This is a genomic window from Leeuwenhoekiella nanhaiensis, assembly GCF_002744755.1.
GTDB classification, from domain to species: Bacteria; Bacteroidota; Bacteroidia; order Flavobacteriales; family Flavobacteriaceae; genus Leeuwenhoekiella; species Leeuwenhoekiella nanhaiensis.
Genome location: NZ_KZ319294.1, coordinates 44,195 through 68,393, shown reverse-complemented (window position 1 = coordinate 68,393; position 24,199 = coordinate 44,195). Strand labels below are relative to the sequence as shown.

20 protein-coding genes are annotated in these 24,199 nt (G+C 45.1%); 11 read left to right on the top strand and 9 right to left on the bottom strand.

The window, feature by feature from the left end; all coding sequences use genetic code 11:
- Positions 1–14: 14 nt before the first annotated feature.
- Positions 15–1,763: a glycoside hydrolase family 13 protein gene (locus CJ305_RS13960; RefSeq protein WP_099646899.1), complete on the bottom strand. Its 1,749-nt coding sequence runs from the start codon at positions 1,761–1,763 to the stop codon at positions 15–17.
- The gene (locus CJ305_RS13955) at positions 1,763–3,430 is read right to left on the bottom strand and encodes an alpha-amylase family glycosyl hydrolase (protein WP_099646981.1); all 1,668 of its coding nucleotides are present in this window, start codon (positions 3,428–3,430) and stop codon (positions 1,763–1,765) included. The genes CJ305_RS13960 and CJ305_RS13955 overlap by 1 nt, the downstream gene beginning before the upstream one ends.
- 239 nt (positions 3,431–3,669) lie before the next feature.
- On the opposite strand from CJ305_RS13955, the gene menA reads away from it, so the two are divergent.
- The 8 genes from menA (at position 3,670) to CJ305_RS13915 (ending at position 12,434) form a co-directional block, all read left to right on the top strand.
- Positions 3,670–4,572, top strand: coding sequence for a 1,4-dihydroxy-2-naphthoate octaprenyltransferase (menA, locus tag CJ305_RS13950; protein WP_099646898.1), 903 nt, complete (start codon positions 3,670–3,672; stop codon positions 4,570–4,572).
- A gap of 170 nt (positions 4,573–4,742) precedes the next feature.
- The gene (locus CJ305_RS13945) at positions 4,743–5,423 is read left to right on the top strand and encodes a metal-dependent hydrolase (RefSeq protein ID WP_099646897.1); all 681 of its coding nucleotides are present in this window, start codon (positions 4,743–4,745) and stop codon (positions 5,421–5,423) included.
- 11 nt (positions 5,424–5,434) lie between these two features.
- Entirely contained in the window at positions 5,435–6,469 is a 1,035-nt protein-coding gene (locus CJ305_RS13940) for an o-succinylbenzoate synthase (protein WP_099646896.1), read from the top strand.
- Positions 6,470–6,472: 3 nt separating this feature from the next.
- Positions 6,473–7,426, top strand: a complete 954-nt coding sequence (locus tag CJ305_RS13935) for a CPBP family intramembrane glutamic endopeptidase (RefSeq protein ID WP_099646895.1) — start codon at positions 6,473–6,475, stop codon at positions 7,424–7,426.
- A gap of 15 nt (positions 7,427–7,441) precedes the next feature.
- Positions 7,442–8,518: an AMP-binding protein gene (locus CJ305_RS13930; protein WP_099646894.1), complete on the top strand. Its 1,077-nt coding sequence runs from the start codon at positions 7,442–7,444 to the stop codon at positions 8,516–8,518.
- A 95-nt stretch (positions 8,519–8,613) separates the two neighbouring features.
- On the top strand, positions 8,614–10,458 hold the full coding sequence (locus CJ305_RS13925) for a vWA domain-containing protein (protein ID WP_099646893.1): 1,845 nt from the start codon (positions 8,614–8,616) through the stop codon (positions 10,456–10,458).
- 124 nt (positions 10,459–10,582) lie between these two features.
- Positions 10,583–11,041 carry a hypothetical protein gene (locus tag CJ305_RS13920; protein ID WP_099646892.1) on the top strand — a complete coding sequence of 153 codons (459 nt, stop codon included), beginning with the start codon at positions 10,583–10,585 and terminating at the stop codon, positions 11,039–11,041.
- A gap of 73 nt (positions 11,042–11,114) precedes the next feature.
- On the top strand, positions 11,115–12,434 hold the full coding sequence (locus tag CJ305_RS13915; protein ID WP_099646891.1) for a M24 family metallopeptidase: 1,320 nt from the start codon (positions 11,115–11,117) through the stop codon (positions 12,432–12,434).
- On the opposite strand, the gene CJ305_RS13910 is transcribed toward CJ305_RS13915, so the two are convergent.
- The 4 genes from CJ305_RS13910 to CJ305_RS13895 form a co-directional block, all read right to left on the bottom strand.
- The gene (locus CJ305_RS13910) at positions 12,431–13,615 is read right to left on the bottom strand and encodes an MFS transporter (RefSeq protein ID WP_099646890.1); all 1,185 of its coding nucleotides are present in this window, start codon (positions 13,613–13,615) and stop codon (positions 12,431–12,433) included. The two genes, CJ305_RS13915 and CJ305_RS13910, sit on opposite strands and share 4 nt — an antisense overlap.
- A gap of 164 nt (positions 13,616–13,779) precedes the next feature.
- On the bottom strand, positions 13,780–14,880 hold the full coding sequence (locus CJ305_RS13905; protein ID WP_099646889.1) for a PAS domain-containing sensor histidine kinase: 1,101 nt from the start codon (positions 14,878–14,880) through the stop codon (positions 13,780–13,782).
- Positions 14,881–14,888: 8 nt separating this feature from the next.
- On the bottom strand, positions 14,889–15,311 hold the full coding sequence (locus tag CJ305_RS13900) for a hypothetical protein (protein WP_099646888.1): 423 nt from the start codon (positions 15,309–15,311) through the stop codon (positions 14,889–14,891).
- 97 nt (positions 15,312–15,408) lie between these two features.
- On the bottom strand, positions 15,409–17,037 hold the full coding sequence (locus CJ305_RS13895; RefSeq protein WP_099646887.1) for an acyl-CoA carboxylase subunit beta: 1,629 nt from the start codon (positions 17,035–17,037) through the stop codon (positions 15,409–15,411).
- Positions 17,038–17,460: 423 nt separating this feature from the next.
- Between CJ305_RS13895 and CJ305_RS13890 the strand changes: the two genes are divergently transcribed.
- Positions 17,461–17,637: a CAL67264 family membrane protein gene (locus CJ305_RS13890; RefSeq protein WP_099646886.1), complete on the top strand. Its 177-nt coding sequence runs from the start codon at positions 17,461–17,463 to the stop codon at positions 17,635–17,637.
- Positions 17,637–18,107 (top strand): DinB family protein, encoded by a 471-nt coding sequence (locus CJ305_RS13885; RefSeq protein ID WP_099646885.1) that lies wholly within the window; start codon positions 17,637–17,639, stop codon positions 18,105–18,107. The genes CJ305_RS13890 and CJ305_RS13885 overlap by 1 nt, the downstream gene beginning before the upstream one ends.
- 73 nt (positions 18,108–18,180) lie before the next feature.
- Here the strand turns inward: CJ305_RS13885 and CJ305_RS13880 are convergent, their stop codons facing one another.
- Genes CJ305_RS13880 through CJ305_RS13870 form a run of 3 tightly spaced genes read right to left on the bottom strand, consistent with a single transcriptional unit; the run spans position 18,181 to position 22,158 of the window.
- Positions 18,181–20,352, bottom strand: a complete 2,172-nt coding sequence (locus CJ305_RS13880) for a xanthine dehydrogenase family protein molybdopterin-binding subunit (RefSeq protein WP_099646884.1) — start codon at positions 20,350–20,352, stop codon at positions 18,181–18,183.
- 9 nt (positions 20,353–20,361) lie between these two features.
- Positions 20,362–21,351, bottom strand: a complete 990-nt coding sequence (locus CJ305_RS13875) for an FAD binding domain-containing protein (protein ID WP_099646883.1) — start codon at positions 21,349–21,351, stop codon at positions 20,362–20,364.
- Positions 21,352–21,366: 15 nt separating this feature from the next.
- Entirely contained in the window at positions 21,367–22,158 is a 792-nt protein-coding gene (locus tag CJ305_RS13870; RefSeq protein WP_099646882.1) for a 2Fe-2S iron-sulfur cluster-binding protein, read from the bottom strand.
- Between the two features lie 344 nt (positions 22,159–22,502).
- Between CJ305_RS13870 and ettA the strand changes: the two genes are divergently transcribed.
- Positions 22,503–24,194, top strand: a complete 1,692-nt coding sequence (gene ettA / locus CJ305_RS13865; protein WP_099646881.1) for an energy-dependent translational throttle protein EttA — start codon at positions 22,503–22,505, stop codon at positions 24,192–24,194.
- Positions 24,195–24,199: the final 5 nt, after the last annotated feature.

Sequence of the window (24,199 nt, the reverse complement as noted above, 5' to 3'; positions counted from 1 at the left end):
TAGTTAATTCAGCCTTAATTCTTTGCCAAAATCACAGCCTGATAAGGTTTGAGTACGGCGCTGGTTCCGGTTTTTTCAAAGCTGTCGTAATTGTTGATCAGCGGATCGCCATAGGTATGCAAATCATTAATGCCCACAGCTGCCTCGGTGTCGCTAAAATTAAGCAGCACCATCATATTTTGATTATCCAGACTTCGGGTGTAGGCATAAACCTGTTTATGTTCTTTTTGTATGAGTTCGTAATCACCGTAAATCAAAACTTCATTGTTTTTGCGTAATGCGGTCATTTTTTTGAAATGATTCAGCACACTTTGCGGGTTTTCTTCTTCCGCCTGAACATTAACGGTGGTATAATTCGGATTTAAAGGGAGCCAGGGCGTACCTGTAGTGAAGCCGGCGTTTTGAGAATCATCCCACTGCATAGGCGTACGACCATGGTCTCTCGAGCCAAAACGCAGGTTACGCATATACTCATCCATATCTTCGCCTTGCTTCTGTGCTTTTTTATACCCATTTATGGCAGCGATATCTTTAAAATCTTCAATCTCCTGCAATTTAGGATTATTGGTCATCCCCAATTCGTCTCCAAAATAGCAATAGGGCGTACCACGCATACTCAGGATAAAGGTGTTCAACATTTTTGCAGACGGAGCCCTGAAGGGTAAACTATCATTAGCATAACGACTTACCATACGCGCCTGATCGTGATTGGAAAGAAAAATCGAAATCCATCCCTTTTTAGCGAAGGCGCTGTCCCATTTGGTAAAGGTTTCTTTAAAGGTTGCCAGTTCGTATCCATCCACTTTCGGAATATCTACCCCGTCAAAAGCATACGCCATATTGATCTCGTTTCGGTCTGCATCTACGAGTTCGTGAGCTTCCTCCAGCGTTCGCCCGGCACCTTCAGCAACACTCATAACATCGTATTTGCTGAAGACTTCCGCATTCATTTCCTTCAAGTAATCGTGCAAACCCTCCTGCACGGCGTAATACTGAATAAAGTTTTTCTCAAAACCATCGGGAAACTTCGGAAACGTGGTGTCTTTGGCCGCAAACTGAAACGCATCCAATCTAAAACCATCAACCCCTTTATCTGCCCAAAACTTCATAATATCATAGACTTCCTGACGCACTTTTGGGTTTTCCCAGTTGAGATCGGGCTGTTTTTGAGAGAAGTAGTGCAGGTAATAGGCATCAGTCTGCTCGTCGTATTTCCAGGCGTTTCCTTCAGCATCAAAAAGACTGTAGCGGTAGGGCGGCTCTCCTTTTTCGGCAGGCCACCAATGGTAATAATCGCGATAGGGATTGTCGCGCGAACTGCGGCTTTCTTTAAACCACGGGTGCTCGTCACTGCTGTGATTAACCACAATATCCATTACCAGTTTGATGTCGCGGGCGTGCATTTCGGCAAGCATCGTGTCAAAATCTTCCATCGTTCCAAAATCGCTCATGATGTCCCGGTAATCGCTTACGTCATAACCATTGTCGTCGTTGGGCGAACTGTAGATGGGATTGAGCCACACAGCCGTAACGCCCAGGCTTTTTACATAGTCCAGACGCTCGATAATTCCTTTGAGGTCACCCACGCCGTCACCATCGGTATCCTGGAAACTGCGGGGATAAATCTGATAAACAATGGCTTCTTTCCACCATTTTTTGTCCAGTTCGTCTTCCTGATTGGTTTGCATAGGTGTTTTTTCCTTTTTCTCTGCACAACTGTAAAGGGATAGCAGTACGAGGCAAAGCAGTGTAATTTTCTTCATCATTTTGTTTTTTCAAGTAAAACAATCGTTTCGGGAGTGTTGAGTTTTACCATCCCGTTTTGAACGGGTACTTCGGTATTGGAATAGGTGTCTTTTAAGGTTGAGCCTTCGGCGAAAAGCTTAGCGACAGGAATGCTTTTTTCGCCTTTAGGCAAATCAAGGCCAATGACCACCGTGTCTTTAAGATCGTCTTTGTCAAAAGTTCTGGAAAAAACATAAGGCTCCTGCTGAAGCATCTCATGACGACCCGCGCCTACAGCAGGATGATCCCTGCGGAAGCGTCCCAACCTTTGCCAGTGCGTCAGGACCTGTTTCGTTTCGGTCGAATCTAAAAGCGACCAGGGCATGTTTCCGCGGAGGTTGGCATCTCCTTGAGCTCCTTCAATTATCAAAGGCCGGGCAATTTCGTCCCCGTAATACACCTGAGAAAGCCCCGGAGTTAACAGAAGTTTGGTGCCGGTTTCGTAAGCTTTGATTCGATCTTTATCAAAAGGATCACCGTCATCGTGTGAGGTGGCATAATTTAAAATGCTTTTACCTTCTAAGCTGTGATGCAGTATCGAATCATAGTCTTTAAACATGGTTTCATAATCGCCCTTGGCATCATACTTAAACTGAAAATTGATGAGGTTGTCAAACCCATTTGCAAAATAGTCAACCGTCTTGTCGCCAAAGTTATAATCGCGACCGCCGCCAATGCCATAGCCGTAAACCTCGCCGAGCATGAAAAAGGTGTTGTCATCCAAAACTTCGTTGGGGTTCTTCTCTTTCCAGTCTGCAAAGGCCAGGTCAGCCTGAGTTCTGAGATCAGCCCAGGCACTTTCGTCCACGTGTTTTACCGTATCCACCCGAAAGGCGTCAATGCCTAGTTCGCGCACATAATCGGTAAGCCATTTGATGAGGTAGTTTCGCGGCGTGCGGGGAAGGTTGTTTGTAGTAAAATAGTTTTCCAGTTCCTGAATTTCGGTCTCGTAACGGCCTTCTTTTTTCCATTTTTCGACCAAAAATTCGGGTAATTCCACTTCTTCGGTACTTGCGGTTTTGATGTCGGGTAAATTGGCCACCAGCGTGCAGGGAACTGTAGTTTCATAACCCTGATAGGTGCACTGGGGCTTTTGAATGGCCCAGCTCTCGCCCCAAAACGGATCATCGTCGGTCACCGGCCCGGTATGATTCAACACCACATCCATCACGATGCGAATGTCCTTAGCATGAGCGGTTTTGATCAGGGTTTCCAGCTCTTCATAGGTGCCAAAATTAGGGTCGAGTGCCGTCCAGTCTTTAGCCCAATACCCGTGATAGGCATAGGTGTTGCCGGTTCCTTCATCAACAGCGCCGTGAATCTGCTCTACAACAGGCGTAAACCAGATCGCGTTGATTCCTAAATCAGTAAAATAGCCTTCTTCGATTTTTTGGGTAATACCGGCAAGATCGCCACCTTCAAAACCTCGTAAAACTCCGGTTTCTGCGTCCCGACTCAAGTTTAAATCATTTGCAGTATTGCCGTTATGAAAACGGTCTGTTAGTAAAAAGTACAGGTTGGCAGCTTCCCAAACAAAGGTATCGGCAGTTTCTGAATGTGCTTCGGGCTCTGCCGGAGCGGTTTCATTTTTGCAGCTGATGCAAAGCCAAAAGCCGCAAATCAAATAAATAGAAAGTTTTCGCATAATTCTGGTAAAGAGTAACCGAAAAATAAGCATTTATTTACGGGCTACAACGCTTTCGGAATGCTTTTTAGAGAAAGACACTTTGATTGGCTTCGCCAAAAGGAACAATGCCAGGAGGCTCCCTTTGAAATCAATACATAACTTTCTGTAATACGTTGTGGGTTTGCCCCCTGGGCACTTTCATTTTTCAGATTTTAAATAGCGTACAGAAAGTTTACTTTTGCAATCAAATTAGATTTATGACACGAGTTAAAGCCTGGGTCTCTGCCGCCCGTTTGCGTACGCTGCCTTTGTCGATCTCCGGTATTATTGTGGGTAGTGCTTTGGCCTATAATGCAGGGGCGTTTCGTTGGGATATTTGCGTTTTGGCTTTGCTGGCTACTCTGGGTTTTCAGATCCTGTCTAATTTTGCTAACGATTATGGCGATGGCGTAAAGGGGACTGATAATGACGAGCGCATAGGGCCTGCACGGGCGATGCAAAGCGGACTCCTCACAGCCGCACAACTCAAGAAGGGGATTATTTTTACGGCTTTGGTTACTTCGTTTTTGAGTCTGGCGCTTATCTATACGGCTTTTGGGGCTGACGAGTTTCTGAAATCGCTAGTTTTTTTTATTCTGGGACTTTCGGCGATTATCGCTGCGGTAAAATATACGGTTGGTCGCGGGGCTTACGGTTATCGAGGTTTGGGTGACTTTTTTGTGTTTGTGTTTTTTGGGCTTGTGGCTGTAAAAGGTACCTATTATATGTTTACTCAGGAGTGGAATTTTGAGGTTCTTCTACCGGCCACAACTATTGGCCTGCTGAGTGTTGCGGTGCTCAACCTGAACAATATGAGAGACCGCCAAAGCGATGCACGCGTCAATAAAAATACACTGGCAGTCATTATGGGCGAAAAAAAGGTCAAATTTTACCATTATGCGCTTATCGGTATTGCCTTTTTAGCCGCTCTGCTGTTCTTTTACCTTACCAATACCTGGAAATGGTCTTCAGTTGCCTTGCTAGTGTTTGCTATTCTGATTAAGCATTTGGTCTACGTGATGCGCAATGTGAGTCCGGCGCTATTGGATCCCGAACTTAAAAAAGTTGCGCTTTCTACCTTTTTCTTTTCGATTTTATTCGCTCTGGGGTTTTTGTTTTAGCATTTTAACGAAAACTTATCGTACAGGATTTTTTGATCTGCTTTCGCTTGGCGAAATTTAAAAGATTAAAAAAAGAATTATGAAATGAGCCATTTATAAATCCCGATGTTTTCAAGGGGTCTTAATTGGCGAATTGCATCTGACGATATAATAACAATAAACTAAAACAGATGAAAATCACATTTTACGGGCAAAACTGTTTTGCCATAGAAACCGAAGACGTAAGAATACTCACAGACCCCTTTATCACCGGAAACGACCTGGCCAAAGATAAAGTGGATATCAAAACCTTAAATCCCGATTATATATTTTTAACCCACGCGCATCAGGATCATACTCTAGATGCCGAAGCCATTGCAAAACAAAGCGGCGCTACTATTGTAAGTAATTTTGAGATCGCCAATCACTACGAGGCGAAAGGCATTGAAGTGCACCCGATGAATCACGGCGGTAGCTGGGCATTTCCATTTGGGAAAGTAAAATATGTTAATGCCATTCATACCAGTTCATTTCCTGACGGAAGCTATGGCGGCCAACCCGGCGGTTTTATTTTTTCGATGGCCGGAAAAACAATTTATATGGCAGGAGATACAGCACTTACGATGGATATGAAATTGATCCCGATGGAATTTGATCTCGATCTGGCGATTTTGCCCATAGGCGATAATTTCACCATGGGAATTGCAGACGCTGTTCGCGCCAGCGACTTTATCGAGTGCGATAAAATCTTAGGATGCCATTACGATACCTTTGGCTATATTGAGATCGATCACGAGGAAGCTAAAAAGGCCTTCAAGGCAGTCGAAAAAGATTTGACGCTGTTAGAGATTGGCAATTCGATGACTCTTTAAATCACAAGCGCGTGCAGGCGACCTATAAAAAACACATTTTAGAATTTAAACGCCCCAGCGGTACTTCGCGGGGCGTTCTTAATACCAAGGAAACCTGGTTTATTAAAATCGAAGAAGCCGGGAGGGTAGGCTACGGTGAATGCGGAATCCTTCGCGGACTCAGCATAGACGACCGGCCTGATTATGAGGAAACATTGAAATGGGCTTGTGAAAACATTCATCTCGGGGAACAAAAACTTTATGACAGCCTTGAAGGTTTTCCCAGTATTCAGTTTGGGATTGAAATGGCTTTCAGGTCTTTAAAGGCTGAAAATCCCTTTGAATTATTTCCTTCGGCATTTACGCAGGGCGAAAAAGGCATCGCAATTAACGGCCTGATCTGGATGGGTGAAGCTTCGTTTATGCAGGAGCAGATCGCCGAAAAGCTGGAAGCCGGTTTTGACTGCATCAAGATGAAAATAGGTGCGATTGATTTTGATACCGAAATTAAACTTCTGGAAGGCATCCGCAAACGCTATTCCGCTGAAGAAATAACGCTTCGGGTAGATGCTAATGGAGCTTTCAAACCTGAAGAAGCACTTGATAAACTTACCCGTCTTGCCGCGCTTGACCTGCATTCTATTGAGCAACCCATACGGCAGGGACAGGAGCAGGCGATGGCTCAATTGTGTAAGCAAACTCCGCTTCCTATCGCACTTGATGAAGAGTTAATCGGCGTTTTTGGCTATGCCCGGCAGAAAGAATTACTTCAGGACATAAAACCCCAGTACATCATCTTAAAACCCAGTCTGGTAGGGGGTTTTCGCGGCAGCGATACCTGGATTCAACTGGCCGAAGAGCAAGGGATCGACTGGTGGATTACTTCAGCCCTCGAAAGTAACATAGGTCTTAATGCCATTGCGCAATACACTTTTGAAAAAAAGACCACCATCCCTCAGGGTCTGGGTACTGGCGCATTATATACAAATAATGTATCTTCCCCACTTGATATCAGGCACGGGGAGTTGTGGTACGATGCCCAACAAAACTGGAGCTTTCAATTTTAATTTATGTTTATAGCACAGGCGTATAAAGCGCAAAACGGATTCTGGCGATACCTCGTAGGTTCACTCATTATTTTTATAGCATCGGGTATTGGTCAAATACCTCTGGTTGTTGCTCTCTTCATCAAAAAAGGACCTGAATTAATGCAGGGAATGGATGAATCAGACCTTTTTACAACGCTCAATAAAAACCTTACGTTCTTCTTAATACTGATTTCTTTTGTTTTCGCCCTTGGCGGAATTTTATTTGCCGTAAAGTTTTTGCATCAGCAAAAGTTTAAAGATATGGTCACGACCCGGCCAAAATTTGACTGGAGTCGCGCCTGGTTTGCTTTCGGTCTGGTTACTGTTTACACCGTAGTAATGACGCTCGCGGCTTATTTCTACAGTCCGGAAGACTTGCTGCTTACTTTTGATCCTGTTCCTTTTGCGATACTTGTTGTAATTGCAGTCCTTTTTGTTCCCATTCAGACCAGTGTTGAAGAATTTGTTTTTAGAGGATATCTTATGCAAGGTTTTGGAATTTTAGCCAAAAACCGCTGGTTTCCGCTGGTGATGACCTCGCTGATTTTTGGTGGAATGCATTACTTCAACCCGGAGATTGGCGCAATGGGAGAGATTGTGATGGTATTTTATTTTGGAACCGGTTTTCTGCTGGGTATTATGACGCTAATGGATGAAGGAATGGAGCTTGCTCTTGGCTTTCATGCCGGTAATAATCTGATCACTGCCTTATTAGTAACTGCCGACTGGACCGCGTTTCAAACCGATTCGATTTTTAAAGATATTTCAGACCCGAAAGCAGATTTGTTTGATGTGCTTCCGGTTTTCATAATTTATCCTATCTTTTTAGGGATTTTAGCCTACAAGTATAAATGGACGGGCTGGAAGGAAAAATTATTTGGTCCTGTAGAACCACCGCAGGAGCCTTCGCTTGAAGACCACCTGGCGGCAGATTAACCTAAATCTTATGTGATGTCAAAGTATCCTGTACACCCAGATTTTCAACTCAATGGCACTTCACTTAAAGCTCCCGCATTGCGAGAACTGGCTGTTGAATTTCAGGAAACAGGAGAACTTTACGAGCAGGAACTGGGCACATTCATCCTGGATTGGCTGAACGACAAGGATTATGTTTACGTCAATACATCTGGCTCTACCGGCGATCCCAAGAGCATCAAGATCCTTAAAAAGCATATGATCAACAGCGCAAAAGCCACTGCCAAGCGCTTTAAACTGGATCCCGGCACGACCTCTTTACATTGCCTGCCTACCCGTTTTATTGCCGGTAAAATGATGTTTGTACGCGCAGCCATTTTGGGCTGGAAGCTTGATGTTGTACCACCCAAATCCAATCCGCTTGATCAGGTTTTTAAACGCTATGATTTTTCGGCGATGACGCCTTTTCAGCTCGATAACAGCATTGCCCGTTTGCATCTACTGGGTAAGCTCATTATAGGCGGCGGCGCCTTTTCACAAAGCCTGAAAGATTTGGTACAGGATAGCCCCACCAAGATTTATGAAACCTACGGGATGACCGAGACCATCACACATATTGCGGTGCGCCGGGTCAATTCAAAAAAGAGTCAGGAGTCTGAGCAGCCGTTTAAAACCCTGAGTAAGGTTACCGTAAGTCAGGATGAACGGGGTTGTCTAGTGGTGAAAGCACCAAAAGTAACTTCAGATCCTATCGTAACTAACGATCTTGTAAAACTCATTAGCTACAAAAAATTTCACTGGTTAGGCCGCCTGGATAATGTGGTAAACAGCGGGGGAATCAAATTGTTTCCTGAAAGTATCGAGAAAAAACTGGCTCATCAGATCGATGTTCCGTTTATTGTAGGTGGGGAGCCTGATGAGAAATTAGGCGAGCGCCTGGTACTGGTTATGGAGTGCGACAGTTTTGATGCGTCGCGTCTTGATTTTGAAGTTTTAGATAAGTACGAGGTGCCCAAAGAAATCTATTGCATACCCACATTTGCCCGCACACCTAACGGAAAAATAAAGCGCAGCGACATCCTTACCGCGCTTGATGCGGATTCGAGGATATAGAGATTTCTCCTTTCTATTTTTATTCTAGACTTTTCGTTTTCAAATTGTTGGCAGGATACTTGATACCCGTTTCAGGTAATCTTAAAATAAGTCCGATGAAAAAAACTACACTTTTGCTGTGGGTTCTCCTCTGCACAGCACTCGCATTACCCACAAACGCACAGGAACTTTTTACACTTAAGGGCACGGTCACCGATGGAACCAGGGGACTGCCCGGCACCAATGTTGTAAGTGCCAAAACCAAGAAAAAAACAGTAACAGATTACGATGGCAATTTTGAATTACAAACCTATGTGGGAGATGTGCTTGAGTTTAGTTTTGTGGGATATAAGACCGAAAAGGTAAAAGTCAAGAATACCAAACCCTTAAAAGTAGTTTTAAATCCCTCTCAGGCTGTTTTAGAAGAAGTTATTTTTTTAGAAGTGGCAGAAGATAAAATGGATATGAATTCCCCACCGCCACCAACTACACAGGCGGTAATGATTCGTGGGATGGCTTCCGGTGTTTCCATACACAACTCATCATATCATCAGCAAAATTCAGAGAGTTATGCGAAGCTTGAAGAAAATGAATTTAATCATGTAAAAGCCCAGCCGCTTTCTACGTTTTCTATTGATGTAGACCGTGCGGCATACAGCAACATTCGCCGTATGATCAATAACGGTCAGGATATCCCGGCAGATGCGGTGCGTATTGAGGAGATGATCAATTATTTCAACTACGATTACCCAAAACCTGATGGAGATGAACCTTTTTGTATAGATACCGAAGTGGTTCAAACTCCATGGAATAAAGATACCCGCCTTGTAAAAATAGGTATTCAGGGGAAGGAGATTCCGCTGGAGAATTTACCGCCTTCCAATCTGGTTTTTCTACTTGATGTTTCGGGTTCTATGGGTGCGGCTAATAAACTTCCGCTTCTGAAATCGGCTTTCAAGATTTTGGTCAATCAATTGCGTGAGGAAGATAAAGTGTCCATTGTGGTTTATGCCGGCGCGGCAGGAACCGTTTTAGAACCTACAAACGGATCGAACAAAAGCGAAATCCTTAACGCGCTTGATAAACTGGAAGCGGGAGGCAGCACTGCCGGTGGCGCAGGACTTGAACTGGCTTATAAACTGGCGGAAGAACAATTTATAGACGGTGGCAATAATCGTATCATTCTCGCTACAGACGGAGATTTTAACGTGGGGCTTAGCAGCGACAGTGCGATGGAAGATCTGATTACCGAAAAAAGAAAATCGGGTATCTTTTTTACCGCTCTGGGCTTCGGAATGGGCAATTATAAAGATTCAAAGCTCGAAACCCTGGCCGATAAAGGCAACGGGAACTATGCCTATATCGACACAATGCAGGAAGCCAGAAAAGTTTTAGGTACCGAGTTTGGCGGTACATTGTATACCATCGCAAAGGATGTCAAAATTCAGGTGGAATTCAATCCTGCTTTAGTACAGGGCTATCGCCTCATAGGTTATGAAAACCGAATGCTGAATGCCGAAGATTTTCGGGATGATACCAAGGATGCCGGCGAGATCGGTAGCGGGCATACCGTGACTGCGCTCTACGAAGTGGTTCCGGAAGGAGTACAAACTCCTTTTTTAAAGCCGGTTGACGATTTAAAATACAGCACCAATATACCTTCCGGTGAGGCTGATGCTAACGAACTCATGCTGGTAAAAGTGCGCTATAAAAAACCGGATGGAGATCGCAGTATGCTGGTTGAGCAACCGGTAGCCAATACGTTTAAAACTATCGAAGAGGCTTCGGCAGATTTTAATTTTATGGCGGGCGTGGCACTCTTCGGGATGCAGTTGCGCGATTCTCCCTTTAAAAATGACGCAGACCGGGCAGTAACGCTCAATCTGGCCGAAAAAGGAAGGTCTGCTGATGCAGAAGGTTTCCGCGCCGAATTTATAAGATTGGTTAAAGCCGCTAATTAATAGTAGTTTTGCTCGATAAATGAGACCTGAACATTTTGATAATTTTCTCAAAATGGTATTTTTACGCCAATGTTTGGAAGCTTATTGGGATGAAATATAATACGTTAACTGAAAATTTTGAAGTATGAGAACAGCAGTAATGGTCGTAATACTAATTGTACTGGGTGTTTATGAAGCATCGGCACAATACGGTTATGGCAGGGGTTATGGAGGTTACGGTCGTAGCCGAATGGGAAGCAGTATGATGGGACAAACAGGACCTTCCGGGCCTACGGAAGAGCCTCCTACTGCAGCAGAAATTGCAGACGAACGTTTACCCGAATATGTAGCAGAGTTTAAACTCGATCCTTTTGAGACCGAAGTTTTACGTACCTACCTGGAAGAGCATTTCAATAAAGTGATGGCGCTTCAGAAAGAAAAAGGAAAAGATGCAGAGACGATGCGCAAGGATTTTGAGCGTATGCAAAACGATTTTAAATCAAACCTGAAATCGATTCTTACGGAAGAAGAGGTAGAAAAACTCATTACGATGGATTTTTCACAGTCGGCCGTACGAAAACGGAAAAAGGAACGGGACAATTAACAAAAAAGGTGCTTCAAGCACCTTTTTTTAGTTGTGGGTATCTCTTAAATTTAAAAATTCTAAAATCTAATGTATGCGTTTAGTTGTACTCAGTATCAGTTTGTTTTTCAGTTTTTCAATGTCCATTCTTGCACAGGCACTGCCTGAGCGGGAACGCGCTCAAAAAGTAGATGCGATTTTAAAGCAGCGTTTTGAAAGCGTTATGCCTATGATTATGGAGCGTGCCGGGATTGATATGTGGGTGCTAATTACACGCGAGTACAATGAAGACCCGGTAGTGCGTACCATGCTTCCGGCGACCTGGCTTAATGCAAGACGCAGAACGATTTTGGTTTTTAGCCGAAATCCAGAAACCAACGAGGTAGAGCGTATGGCTGTCGCCCGTTATAATTTTGGCGAAAACATTCAGTCCGTTTGGGATAAAGAGCAACAACCTAATCAATGGCAGGCGCTGGCTGAACTCATTGAAGCCCGTGACCCCCAAAGCATCGGGATTAATTTTTCTGAAGATTATGGTATCGCCGACGGGATTACCAAAACCGATTATGAAGGCCTGATGAATGCCCTTCCTTCAAAATATAAAGAGCGTATCGTTTCTGCAGAGCCACTGGCTGTAGGTTGGATCGAAACCCGAACGGAGCTTGAAATGGAAATCTTTGAAAAACTCGTAGCTACTACGCACGAGGTGATTGCAGAAGCCTTCAGTAATGCTGTTATTACTCCGGGCGAAACCACTACCGAAGATGTGGTCTGGTTTTTAAGACAAAAAGTGACCGATCTGGGTTACGACACCTGGTTTCATCCCACGGTAGATATTCAGCGGACAGATGAGGAGCTGGAAAGTCATATCACGGCCTTTAGCAATACGCCAGATGGTAAAGTTATTCAGCCCGGCGATCTGCTGCATTGTGACTTTGGTATTTCCTACTTAAGACTGAATACAGACTGCCAGCAGCACGCTTATGTTTTAAAAGAAGGGGAGACCGAGGCACCGCAATTTTTGGTTGACGCCTTCGCGAAAGGAAACCGGGTGCAGGATATTTTCACCGCTAATTTTGAAACCGGAAAATCAGGGAATGAAATTTTACTGGAGTCTTTAACCGAAGCTAAAGCGGAAGGTTTACGCCCATCTATCTATACCCATCCGCTGGGGCTTTATGGGCATTCGGCCGGTCCTACCATCGGGATGTGGGATGCTCAGGAAGGTGTTCCCGGAAGCGGCGATTATTTGCTTTACGAAAATACCGCCTACGCCATCGAGCTGAACACTACCGTTACTATTCCGGAATGGAATAAAGACATTCGCATTATGCTCGAGGAAGCCGGTTTTTGGGGCCCTGAAGGCTTCCGCTATGTAAACGAAAGACAGGAAAAACTGATTCTTATTGACTAGGCCTGTTGCAAACGGTAATAGCCGGCTTTTTTGCGTTTTTTCCGAAGCAGAATAACACTTAGGCTAAAGCCCACACCACAAACAGCAAGACCTGCACCTACTAGTTCGGGTGAGGTGTAGCCGTAACCTGCTGCTATAGGCAAGCCACCTAAAAAAGCACCCAGAGCATTGGCGATATTAAAGGCAGCCTGGTTTACCGATGAAGCCAGCATTTCAGACTCTTTAGCCGATTTGATCATCAGCATTTGTATAGAGGGTGCTGTTGCAAAAGCAAAGGCTCCGGTAACAAAAACCATGGTGAGCATCATCCACTGTACGGGTGCAATAAAGAAAATGGTGAGCAGGCACAAGGCCATTGCGGTAAGTAAAAATGCCGTCGCTTTAATGGGCGATACGCGGTCGGCCAATTTTCCTCCTAAAATATTACCAAAAGTCATCCCAAGCCCGGCGAGCATCAAAATAAAAATCACCATACCGTCTGCAAAACCACTTACGTCAGTGAGCAGGGGCGTGATGTAGCTGTACCAGCAAAAGAACCCACCCGTACCAATACCGGTAATCGCCAGAATGAGCCACAATTCGGTGCGTTTAAAGATTTTAAGTGCGTGAGTTATAGGGATGGGAGTTGATTTCTCGATTTTGGGAAGCCAAAAGTAGATGGACACCATAGTGAGTAATCCAATAGCCACCACGATCATAAAGGTATAGCGCCAGGAGATGGTGTGCCCCACGTAAGTACCTAAAGGAATCCCGATAACATTGGCTACTGTAAGTCCGCTAAACATAACGGCTACGGCACTGGCCGCTTTGCCTTTTTCAGCCAGTCTGCTGGCTACCACAGCACCCACACCAAAATAGGCTCCGTGTGGCAGGCCCGAAAGCAAGCGCGAAATAAGCATAAAGCCATAGCTTCCTGCAAAAACAGAGAGTCCGTTGAAGATGGTAAAGGCTGCCATTAAGGCTAAAAGTATTTTCTTAGGCGAATAATTACCGGCAATACCCACAAGTATGGGTGCGCCAATCACTACGCCGAGGGCGTAAGCCGATATAAAATGCCCGGCCTGGGGGATGGTCACGCTGAGGTCTTTAGCTACATCAGGCAGAATACCCATCATCACAAATTCGGTCATTCCGATACCGAAACCTCCAACAGCCAGAGCAATAAGACTTTTCTTTAACATAAAATTATGTTTTAATTTAACTCTTCAATCTTATATCGAAAGATTGATTTGCAAATATAGAACAGTAAATACGTTTTGAGCTGTTGTTTTTTAACCGGTTTTGATACCAAATTAAGTGCGTTCATGAGGCATTTTTAGAGGTCGGAACCAGGGGATGTCTGATTTTAATCTGCGTCTTTAAATTCAAGCACAAATGTGGTGCCTTCATTGGGCACGCTGCTAACGGAAATAGAGCCACCCAGACTGGTGAGATGGTTGTGTATGAGATACAGGCCAATGCCTTTACTGTTTTCAGAAGGTTCCTGAAAACGCTGATGGAGTTTAAAAATGCGATCCTGAGCCTTTTCCATATCTATGCCCACCCCGTTATCTGAATAGGTAAGTATTATTTTACCCGCTCTTTTTTCCGATTTTAGACGGATTACAGCCGGTACACCGGGTTTAGCATATTTGATCGAATTGGTAAACAGGTTGAGTAAAATGCTGTGCAGGTAATTGGCAGAAAAATAAACCTCAGGAGCTTCCTCAAAATCGGTGTGTATGTGTGCCTGATCTTGCCGCAGCAATTGCTCAATTGAGCTGCAGGTGTGGGAGACTGCATCTTTTAGCTGAATTTTTTTGACCTCTATACTGCTTTGATCTTTTTTGATCCAGTCGTCCATATTGGTACAGATGATCTCATTCAGGTTTTGAGTAGCCAGTTTGAGTAATTGAATATACTCTTTGAGCTCAGGATCTTCAATTTCTTTGGTTTCAATCAACTGATGCAGCGCGGTCAAATTACTTAAGGGAGAGCGTAAATCGTGAGAAGTACTGTAATTGAAAAATTTAAGTTTTTTGTTGTCTTCGCTCAAATTTTGAAGCAGCGCGTTACGCTGTAGTTCAACATTTTTTTTGGCAGTTATGTTTTTTGCAATCGCGTAAACGACTTCTTCTTTTTCTAAAGCGATAGAAGACCATTGCAACCAAACTACATTTCCGTTTTTATGAACATACCTGTTTTCAAACTGCGTAAGAATCAATGATTTTAAAAGTGAACTACGCTTTTGAACTGTGAGATCACGATCATCGGGATGTATAAATTCAACGATGGGCTTCTCAAAGAGTTCTTTTTCAGAGTAACCTAGGGTATCAATGACCGCCGCATTAATTTTTTTAAAAAAGCCGTCAAAGCCTGCGATACACATAAAATCTGGCGAAAGTTCAAAGAAGAACTCCAGATTATAGGCTTTTTTGGGTAAGTTTTGATGGTGTTGGAGGGTCATTTATCGCATCATTGGTTGTACAATTTAGGGGTTATTTCTATGCTTACTGCGGGAAGTCCATCATAACCGTAGTAGTTATAGGTGAAAATGACTTCCTTTTCCTTTAGGGAATTCATCTCTGAGCTGGCCTTGACCCGCTCAACGAGCATCGGTTTTACATATTTTTCTACCGTGTCTTTATTGACTTCGGTAGACTTATAAATCAGGGTATAGTAATAATCAAAATTACGCTCACCGGTAACCGCAGCGCTATCCAGTGTGGTTTCTTCATCCAGCTGCATCGGGGTTTTTGCATTGAGTTGGGTGGCGGCTTCATGGAGCTCTTCCTGAAGGTTTTCGTTAAATACGAAATGCCGCACAACATAATAACTAAGGAATCCCACAACAAGTGAGGTAACGATGCCTACGGCCAGGTTTTTTTTAGTTGCCATCTAAGTTTGATTTGGCGCTTATTAGTTTTAAGCTCTCAGGGGAAGGGCTTAGTAGGTGAAGGGGGTAAGTTCTTGATTGGTAATATACAAAATACCGTTAGACCTGTATCACCCCCAAATTAAACTTTTTTTCAATAGGAGCGTGGTTGGCAGCCTCAATACCTCCAGAGATCCAGCTTCGGGTTTCCAACGGATCAATGATAGCATCGGTCCAGAGGCGGGAAGCCGCATAATACGGCGAAACCTGCTCATCATAACGGGCTTTGATTTTATCATAAAGCTCCTGTTCTACTTCAGGAGTAATTGTTTTACCCTGTTTTTTAAGTGAAGCGGTCTCGATCTGCAGCAATACCTTAGCCGCACTGTTACCGCTCATTACCGCGAGTTCTGCGGAAGGCCAGGCGACGATGAGCCTGGGGTCGTAAGCCTTGCCGCACATCGCATAATTACCGGCGCCGTACGAGTTGCCTATGACCACCGTAAACTTGGGCACAACACTATTACTTACCGCATTCACCATTTTTGCCCCGTCTTTTATAATGCCGCCATGCTCACTTTTACTGCCTACCATAAAGCCGGTAACATCCTGTAAAAACACCAGCGGAATTTTCTTCTGATTGCAATTGGCAATAAAGCGGGTAGCCTTGTCGGCGCTGTCACTGTAGATCACGCCACCAAACTGCATCTCCCCTTTTTTAGTCTTCACAATCTTACGCTGGTTGGCGACAATACCTACCGCCCAGCCGTCAATACGGGCATAAGCGGTAATGATGGTCTGGCCGTAGCCTGCTTTGTATTCTTCGTATTCCGAACCGTCAACCAGACGTTTAATAATTTCGGTCATATCGTACTGATCGCTGCGTTTGTGGGGGAGCAATCCGTAAATATCCTGGGGGTCTTCTTTAGGCTTGGCTGTCTTGACGCGGTTAAAACCGGCCTTGTCAAAATCCCCGATTTTTGACATAATGTTTTTGATTTTAGAGAGTGCGTCTTTATCGTCTTCGGCTTTGTAGTCGGTTACGCCGCTGATCTCGCAATGCGTGGTTGCGCCGCCCAGAGTCTCGTTGTCAATGCTTTCACCTATCGCGGCTTTAACCAGATAACTTCCGGCAAGAAAGATGCTTCCGGTCTTATCTACAATCATCGCCTCGTCGCTCATAATAGGCAGGTACGCCCCGCCGGCCACACAGCTGCCCATTACTGCGCTAATCTGCGTGATGCCCATACTGCTCATCACGGCATTGTTTCTAAATATGCGCCCAAAGTGCTCCTTATCGGGGAAAATCTCATCCTGCATCGGCAGGTATACGCCCGCGCTGTCTACCAAATAAATAATGGGCAAACGGTTTTCAATACTGATTTCCTGAGCGCGCAGGTTCTTTTTGGCCGTGATGGGAAACCAAGCACCGGCCTTTACCGTAGCGTCATTAGCCACTACGATACATTGCTTTCCACTCACGTGACCTATTTTGACCACCACCCCGGCACTGGGGCAACCGCCGTGTTCTTCATACATACCCTCCCCGGCAAAAGCACCAATCTCAAGGGCCTCTTCAGGATCATCCAGTAAAAAATCGATGCGTTCGCGGGCGGTAAGTTTCCCGTTGGCGTGTTGTTTAGCGATGCGCTTTTCGCCGCCTCCCAGTTTAACCTGAGCAAAACGTCTTTTAAGGTCAGAAACCAGCAATTTATTGTGGTCCTCGTTTTTATTGAATTTGATGTCCATTCGTATGTTTTGGGCGTTACCCGCACTTGAGGTGCGGGTCGGGCTCGCAGCGTTACCCGCCTGAGGGCGGGTAACTTGCTTTGATCCCTAACGCGGGATTATAAGATTGACGAAAATACGAAAACGTTGCCGTTATCCCGTGTGCTAATTTGGTTAAGAAGTCTTTAAAATTGACACCCTATGGTGCACTTTAGTTTGGTTTTGCTTAAATTACTCAAATAAATACCTGCATTATAAGCAGTTATACAAGTCTGGAGCAGCAGATTGTTGAGCGTAAGGGATAGCAGCGGCATCCTTTTTTAAAAGGCAGTTTGCGTTTCTATAAAGTTTGGTATATTGAGCCTTTTAAAAAAGATACAGCGTATAGCCCGGTCACCCGAGCTTGGCGCGGGGTGATACGCCCACAAAATTGAACTTAAAATGATGAATAAAAATACGGTATTAGGCTGGGCCACATTTATTATGATTGTGGAAGGGCTGGCCCTGATTGCTTTGGGAGCCTTTAGATACAATGAGATTGCCGGCTGGGGATTTGCCTCGGTAGGCCTGGGCTTTTTTGCAATCGCCTGGGTGTTTAATGCCTTAAAAGGAAGGGTCTAATGCAGGCCGCAGCAATTAAGGCACAATTGCTGAAACACCTGAAAGGGGGTGAAGCTTTTATGCCGGTTGAAGATCTGCTTGAAAAAATAAAATACAAGCGAATAGGCGAGCGTCCTGTGGGATTACCGTATTCGTTTTACGAGGTGTTTTACCATATGTTCTATGCACAGCGCGATTTGCTTGATTTTTGCACTGCAGACAGCTACAAAACACCTTCCTGGCCAAAAGATTACTGGCCTTCTGAAAAAACAGCTGAGACCAAAGAAGACTGGCAGGCCTTAAAACAGGACTTTTTTAAAGACCGAAACGCCCTAATAGCCTTTATAGAAAACCCGGAAACCGATTTGCTCGGCATTGCCAAACACGGCGAAAAACAACAAATTTTACGCGAATTGATGCTGGCTATAGAACACAATGCCTATCATCTGGGGCAACTGGTTATAATCGCACGCCTGCTGGGCCTGCATTGATTAAAAAAAAGCATCTAATAAAAAAATCCTTTGAAGCACATTCAAAGGATTTTTTTTAGTTGAAAACTGTCGTTTAAGCAGTCACGGGAGTGGTGATTACTTTTTGCGGGGTGATGGGTAAATCCCGCACGCGTCTGCCCGTAGCATTAAAAACGGCATTGCCAATGGCTGCAGCAATACTGGTGATGCCCAGTTCGCCAATACCTTTAACGCCCATAGGGTTTGCGATATAATCTTCTTCGGGTACAAAAACCACATCGATCTTGCCCAGATCCAGATTTACCGGCACATGGTAATCTGCAAACGAGCGGGTGATGAAATTCCCGTGATTGGGTTCTACCTCACTATGTTCAGTAAGGGCCTGACCTACTCCCCAGGTGATTCCGCCTATGATTTGCCCGTAAGCGGTTTTAGGATTGAGGATTTTACCTGCCGAGGCCACATTTACAAAATGCTCCAGACGCACCATACCCGTGTCTTTATCTACCCAAACTTCACAAAAATTAGCTCCAAAAGAATACACCGAGTAATCGTCAAACTCTTCGGTAGGAGCGGCCGTACCTGTTGCGGTAAGCTCATTAAGTTCGGCTTGTTTCATTAGTTCGGCAACCGTTAAATCTTCATCGGTGCTGGCCAGCGTTTTGAGGTTGTTAATCGCATTTATGCAGGCTTCGCGGGTACCGTTTGCGAAAGATGCCGCTCCCCATGAACCACCAGAACCGGGGCTCACCGGAAATTTGGAATCTCCCAGTTCTACCTGCACGTCTTTGATGTCGAGGTTAAGCGTTTCGGCGACGGTTTGTCCCAGAATGGTATAGGTTCCGGTGCCAATGTCTGTGGCATCCGTTTTCAATACAGCTGTGACTGCATCTCCATCGCGTTTTAAAGTGACTTCCGCCGAACTTTTTAAATAGGGCGCGGCACGTGAGGAGGCGCTCATTCCGTAACCCACCATCCAGTTGTCTTTTTGGGTATGCCCGGGTTTTGGATTCCATTTGTTTTTCCAGTCAAATTTTTTGGCCCCAATGCGTATGCATTCTACCAATTGTCGTGAGGAAAAGGGCTTGTCGTTGCTGGGATCAACCTGCGTATCGTTTTGAATTCGCAATTCAGCGGGGTCCATTCCGAGTTCGTGTGCCAGTTCATCCATTGCAGACTCGAGAGCGAAACTTCCCGGTGCTTCTCCCGGCGCGCGCATCCAGCGGGGAGACGGCAGATTTAACTTCATCAACCGGTGCGTCACCAGCGAATTGGGTGTTTTGTATAACATACGCGTCATCAAACCACAGGTTTCCTGAAATTCTTCGGTAAAGGAGGTGTGCGAAGTGGTATCATGACCCACAGCCGTGAGGTTTCCGTCTTGATCTGCTCCCAGACGCATACGCTGCCGGTTGTGCTGTCTAAAACCTATTGCGGTAAACATCTCGTGGCGCGTAACCGTAAGTTGTACGGGGCAGTCCACCATTTTTGCAGCCATAATACCCAGCGTGGCGTGCTCGCGTAATTGCAGTTTAGATCCAAAACCGCCACCCACGTAAGGTGTTATAACCCGAACATTTTCTTTGGGCATCTGGAAGGTTTCGGCAATGGTGGTCACGGCATTTTCAACCATTTGGGTTGAAGCATAGGCAGTCACGTTATCGCCTTCCCAAACTGCAATAATATTGTGTAGCTCCATTGGATGATGGTGTTCTATAGGGGTGTTGTAGGTAACATCGATTTTCGCGGCAGCTTGGTTGAGTCCCGCCTCCAGATCGCCCCAGCTGGTATCAGCAGGGTTTCCGTTTGCTTTATCGGGTTTATAAGTCGAATCTAAATGCTCTTCAAAGTTGGTTTGGTGCTGGTCTTCGGCGTAGGTTACCTTGATGAGATTTGCCGCATAGCGTGCCTGCTCAAAGGTTTCGGCAACGACAACGCCTATGTATTCCCCGTAAAAGTGAACTTCCGGAGTTTGTAAACTTGGGGAAATACCCTTTGTGCTGGGCGACTCAAACCGGCCATTATAGCCTTTGAGTTCTAGTGCATTTTGATAGGTGATGATTTTAAGCACCCCTTCTTGTTTTTCAGCTTCAGATGTATCAATCGCCGTTATTCTTCCTGAAGCGATCGTGCTTTGAATTCCCTGAGCGAAAGCCAGATTTTCAAAGCTGAATTCAGATGAGTATTTGGCTTTGCCCATCACTTTAAGATTGCCTTCAAGCCTGCTGATGGGATTTCCGATGCCGGTTTTTGTTTTCGTTTCCATACTATATGTTTAACTACGTGCCGCTGCACGTACGAGTGCCTGCACCAATGTTTTTTTACCTAATTCTATTTTGTACTCGTTTTTTGAAAGGGGCTGCGCATCTTCAAAAGCAAGGTCAGCTGCTGCTTCAAAAGTGGAAAGGCTTGCTTCTTTTCCTTCTAAATAGCGCTCCACATTTTCGAGTTTCCAGGGTTTGTGGGCTACTTTACCCAGAGCCAGTCCGGCTTTGGTAATCGTATTTCCCTGCATTTGTAAGCCTACTGCCGCAGAGACCAGCGCAAAAGCATAACTGCTGCGCTCGCGTACTTTGTAATAGTAGTAATGATCGGGAAATTCAGATTCTGGCAACTCGATGCCGGTGATGAGTTCGCCGGTTTCAAGATTCGTATCTTTTTCAGGTTGATCACCCGGCAGGCGGTGAAATTCGGTAAAAGGGATCACCCGTGAGCTGCCATCTGCCTGTCCCACGTGCACTTTAGCATTAAGAGCGGCCAAAGCTACACACATATCAGAAGGGTGGGTAGCCACACAAGACTCACTCCAGCCAAATAGGGCGCTCTTGCTGTTTGCTCCGTTCAACGCTCCACAACCAGAACCGGGTTCGCGTTTGTTACAGGGCATCGAGGTTTCAAAATAGTAAGGGCATCGCGTACGCTGCAGCAAATTGCCACCATTGGTAGCCATATTACGTATTTGTTCAGTAGCTGCGGAAAGCATCGCCATCGTAAGAAGCGGGTAGTTTTTACGTACCAGTTTGTGATTTGCAGTTTCGGTATTATTCAGGGTAGCGCCCAGCATCAAGCCACCGTTTGCGGTTTGGGTAATTTCTTTAAACGGAAGATCTGCAACCTCAATTAAATGATCAGGTCGCTCCACATCTTCTTTCATCAGATCGATGAGGTTGGTGCCACCTCCCAGATAATGGGTCTTCTGATCTCGCGAGTGTTTTTGTAGGGCTTCAGCAGCGTTTGACGGACTATGGAATTGAAAAGGTCTCATAAGTTGATTTTTTGGTTATTCAGCAGTCCTGCTGGCTTCTAGTTCTTGTTCTGTAGCAAATTCCCAGCGTGGCATTTCGGCTTTGCCGGAATGTACTTCCTGAATGGCCTGTACAATATTGTTGTAAGCCCCGCAGCGGCAGATGTTACCGCTCATACGCTCTCTGATTTCTTTGTCAGACAGCTGGGTCACTTCGTCTTTTACATTTTCGGTTACATAACTCACCTCGCCACGTTTGGCTTCATCTAGTAAGGAAACTGCTGAGCAAATTTGTCCCGGAGTGCAATACCCGCATTGAAAACCATCGTGTTTGAGAAAAGCTGCCTGCACGGGATGCAAACCTGTTCCCTGAGCAAGACCCTCTACTGTGGTAATCTCTTTGTCTTTGCAGGTCGCAGATAAGGTAAGGCAGGATAGTTTTCGCTTGCCGTCAATAAGCACGGTGCACGCCCCGCACTGACCGTGATCGCATCCTTTTTTAGAACCGGTAAGGTTTAAGCGTTCGCGCAGGGCATCCAGTAAGGTCATACGCGAATCTACCTGTAAAGGATAGGTGTCGCCATTTATTTTTAGGTTCACCTCAAGGGCATTGAGTAAACTTTCGGGGTCCAGATCGGGAGCTTTAGGTGCCTGGGCAAACACGTCTGATGTAAAATAGGGGACCGCCATAAGGCTTATTCCCGCAGCAGACATTTGATTGAGAAACGTACGCCGCGACTGGCCAAAAATACCCAGTTCGTCAAGCAGTTGTTCTTCTTCTTTCCCGAGTTTTCGGTCTTGTGAGGAGGGTTGGTTAGAAGGTTTCATAACTTTTATTAGTGTTAGTTATACGAAAGCGATTCAGTTGCCGGCGAAACGCTTTTGGAATTTTTTGATTTTTCAAATAATTCCCAAATTATCTGGTGATTATTTAGAAAATTAATTTCGATTCTTCGGTTTCTTTAAAGATGGACTAAAAAGCTGCGCATTACAAGGCGCTATTTGTTATAATTATACTAAAGTTAAACAATGGAGTGCGTGGAGCAATTTGATAACAATTTGGGCGTAAGGATTCTGAGTGCAGTCATTTTCAATACCACAATATTATAATACCTTTACACCCTGTTTTTTGAAGCTTTTCAAGCAGCAGCATAACACAATAACTACATATTATGGCAGACGATAAAAAGATTATTTTTTCAATGACGGGAGTCAGTAAGACCTATCCCGGGGCAAATACGCCGGTATTGAAGAATATTTACCTGAGTTTTTTCTACGGGGCAAAAATTGGTATTCTGGGTCTTAACGGTTCGGGTAAATCTACCTTGCTTAAGATTATTGCCGGGGTTGAGAAAAACTATCAGGGCGATGTGACTTCAGACAAGGAATTTTCAGTAGGCTACCTCGAGCAGGAACCCCAACTGGATGACGATAAAACGGTTCTTGAAGTAGTGCGGGAAGGAGCAGCAGAGACTGTTGCTATTCTCGACGAATATAACAGCATCAACGATCAGTTTGGTCTTGAAGAGGTGTACAGCGATCCTGATAAGATGGAAAAGCTGATGAACCGTCAGGCGGTTTTGCAGGATGAGATTGACGCCCGCAATGCCTGGGAACTAGATAACAAACTAGAAGTAGCGATGGATGCCTTACGCACCCCGCCGGCTGATCAAAAAATCGGAGTGCTTTCCGGTGGAGAGCGTCGTCGTGTGGCTTTATGCCGTTTACTTCTTCAGGAGCCCGATGTTTTGTTGCTTGACGAACCTACTAACCACCTGGATGCAGAGAGTGTACACTGGTTAGAACATCATTTGGCACAATATAAAGGTACCGTGATCGCGGTAACGCACGACCGGTATTTCCTCGACAATGTTGCGGGATGGATTTTAGAATTAGACCGTGGAGAAGGAATCCCGTGGAAAGGAAATTACTCTTCGTGGTTGGACCAAAAGTCCAAGCGTATGGCTCAGGAGCAAAAACAAGCCAGTAAACGTCAGAAAACTTTGGAGCGCGAGCTCGAATGGGTGCGTATGGCGCCAAAAGGACGTCAGGCCAAGCAAAAAGCGCGTTTGAATAACTACGACAAACTGATGTCGCAAGACCAGAAGCAAACCGATGAAAAGCTTGAAATCTACATCCCTAACGGTCCGCGTTTGGGAACGAATGTGATTGATGCAAAAGGGGTGAGCAAGGCCTTTGGAGATAAGCTTTTGTATGAAGATTTGAATTTTGTGCTGCCTCAGGCCGGTATTGTGGGCGTTATAGGTCCTAACGGTGCGGGTAAAACCACCATTTTCAAAATGATTATGGGCGAAATAGAGCCTGATAAAGGTGAATTTACCGTTGGTGACACAGCCAAAATCGCCTATGTAGACCAGTCGCACAGCAATATTGACCCCGAAAAAACCATTTGGGAAAACTTCAGCGACAAGCAGGAACTCATTATGATGGGTGGCCGTCAGGTAAACAGCCGCGCGTATTTGAGCCGCTTTAACTTTAGCGGAAGCGAGCAAAACAAAAAAGTAAGTATGCTTTCGGGTGGGGAGCGTAACCGTCTGCACCTTGCTATGACACTTAAGGAAGAAGGCAACGTGTTACTGCTGGATGAGCCTACAAACGATCTGGATGTAAACACGCTTCGGGCGCTTGAAGAAGGTCTTGAGAATTTCGCCGGTTGTGCTGTGGTAATTTCTCACGACCGTTGGTTTTTAGACCGAATTTGTACGCATATTTTGGCATTTGAAGGCGATAGCCAGGTGTATTTCTTTGAAGGTGGTTTCTCCGATTACGAAGAAAACAAAAAGAAGCGCTTAGGCGGCGATCTAATGCCAAAACGTATCAAGTACAAGAAGTTGGTGCGCTAAAAATA

Excerpts from the sequence above, each read along its gene's own strand:
- CJ305_RS13960 (WP_099646899.1), bottom strand. The coding sequence starts at position 1,763 with ATGAAGAAAATTACACTGCTTTGCCTCGTACTGCTATCCCTTTACAGT.
- CJ305_RS13955 (WP_099646981.1), bottom strand. The coding sequence starts at position 3,430 with ATGCGAAAACTTTCTATTTATTTGATTTGCGGCTTTTGGCTTTGCATC.
- menA (WP_099646898.1), top strand. The coding sequence starts at position 3,670 with ATGACACGAGTTAAAGCCTGGGTCTCTGCCGCCCGTTTGCGTACGCTG.
- CJ305_RS13945 (WP_099646897.1), top strand. The coding sequence starts at position 4,743 with ATGAAAATCACATTTTACGGGCAAAACTGTTTTGCCATAGAAACCGAA.
- CJ305_RS13935 (WP_099646895.1), top strand. The coding sequence starts at position 6,473 with ATGTTTATAGCACAGGCGTATAAAGCGCAAAACGGATTCTGGCGATAC.
- CJ305_RS13930 (WP_099646894.1), top strand. The coding sequence starts at position 7,442 with ATGTCAAAGTATCCTGTACACCCAGATTTTCAACTCAATGGCACTTCA.
- CJ305_RS13925 (WP_099646893.1), top strand. The coding sequence starts at position 8,614 with ATGAAAAAAACTACACTTTTGCTGTGGGTTCTCCTCTGCACAGCACTC.
- CJ305_RS13920 (WP_099646892.1), top strand. The coding sequence starts at position 10,583 with ATGAGAACAGCAGTAATGGTCGTAATACTAATTGTACTGGGTGTTTAT.
- CJ305_RS13915 (WP_099646891.1), top strand. The coding sequence starts at position 11,115 with ATGCGTTTAGTTGTACTCAGTATCAGTTTGTTTTTCAGTTTTTCAATG.
- CJ305_RS13910 (WP_099646890.1), bottom strand. The coding sequence starts at position 13,615 with ATGTTAAAGAAAAGTCTTATTGCTCTGGCTGTTGGAGGTTTCGGTATC.
- CJ305_RS13905 (WP_099646889.1), bottom strand. The coding sequence starts at position 14,880 with ATGACCCTCCAACACCATCAAAACTTACCCAAAAAAGCCTATAATCTG.
- CJ305_RS13900 (WP_099646888.1), bottom strand. The coding sequence starts at position 15,311 with ATGGCAACTAAAAAAAACCTGGCCGTAGGCATCGTTACCTCACTTGTT.
- CJ305_RS13895 (WP_099646887.1), bottom strand. The coding sequence starts at position 17,037 with ATGGACATCAAATTCAATAAAAACGAGGACCACAATAAATTGCTGGTT.
- CJ305_RS13890 (WP_099646886.1), top strand. The coding sequence starts at position 17,461 with ATGAATAAAAATACGGTATTAGGCTGGGCCACATTTATTATGATTGTG.
- CJ305_RS13885 (WP_099646885.1), top strand. The coding sequence starts at position 17,637 with ATGCAGGCCGCAGCAATTAAGGCACAATTGCTGAAACACCTGAAAGGG.
- CJ305_RS13880 (WP_099646884.1), bottom strand. The coding sequence starts at position 20,352 with ATGGAAACGAAAACAAAAACCGGCATCGGAAATCCCATCAGCAGGCTT.
- CJ305_RS13875 (WP_099646883.1), bottom strand. The coding sequence starts at position 21,351 with ATGAGACCTTTTCAATTCCATAGTCCGTCAAACGCTGCTGAAGCCCTA.
- CJ305_RS13870 (WP_099646882.1), bottom strand. The coding sequence starts at position 22,158 with ATGAAACCTTCTAACCAACCCTCCTCACAAGACCGAAAACTCGGGAAA.
- ettA (WP_099646881.1), top strand. The coding sequence starts at position 22,503 with ATGGCAGACGATAAAAAGATTATTTTTTCAATGACGGGAGTCAGTAAG.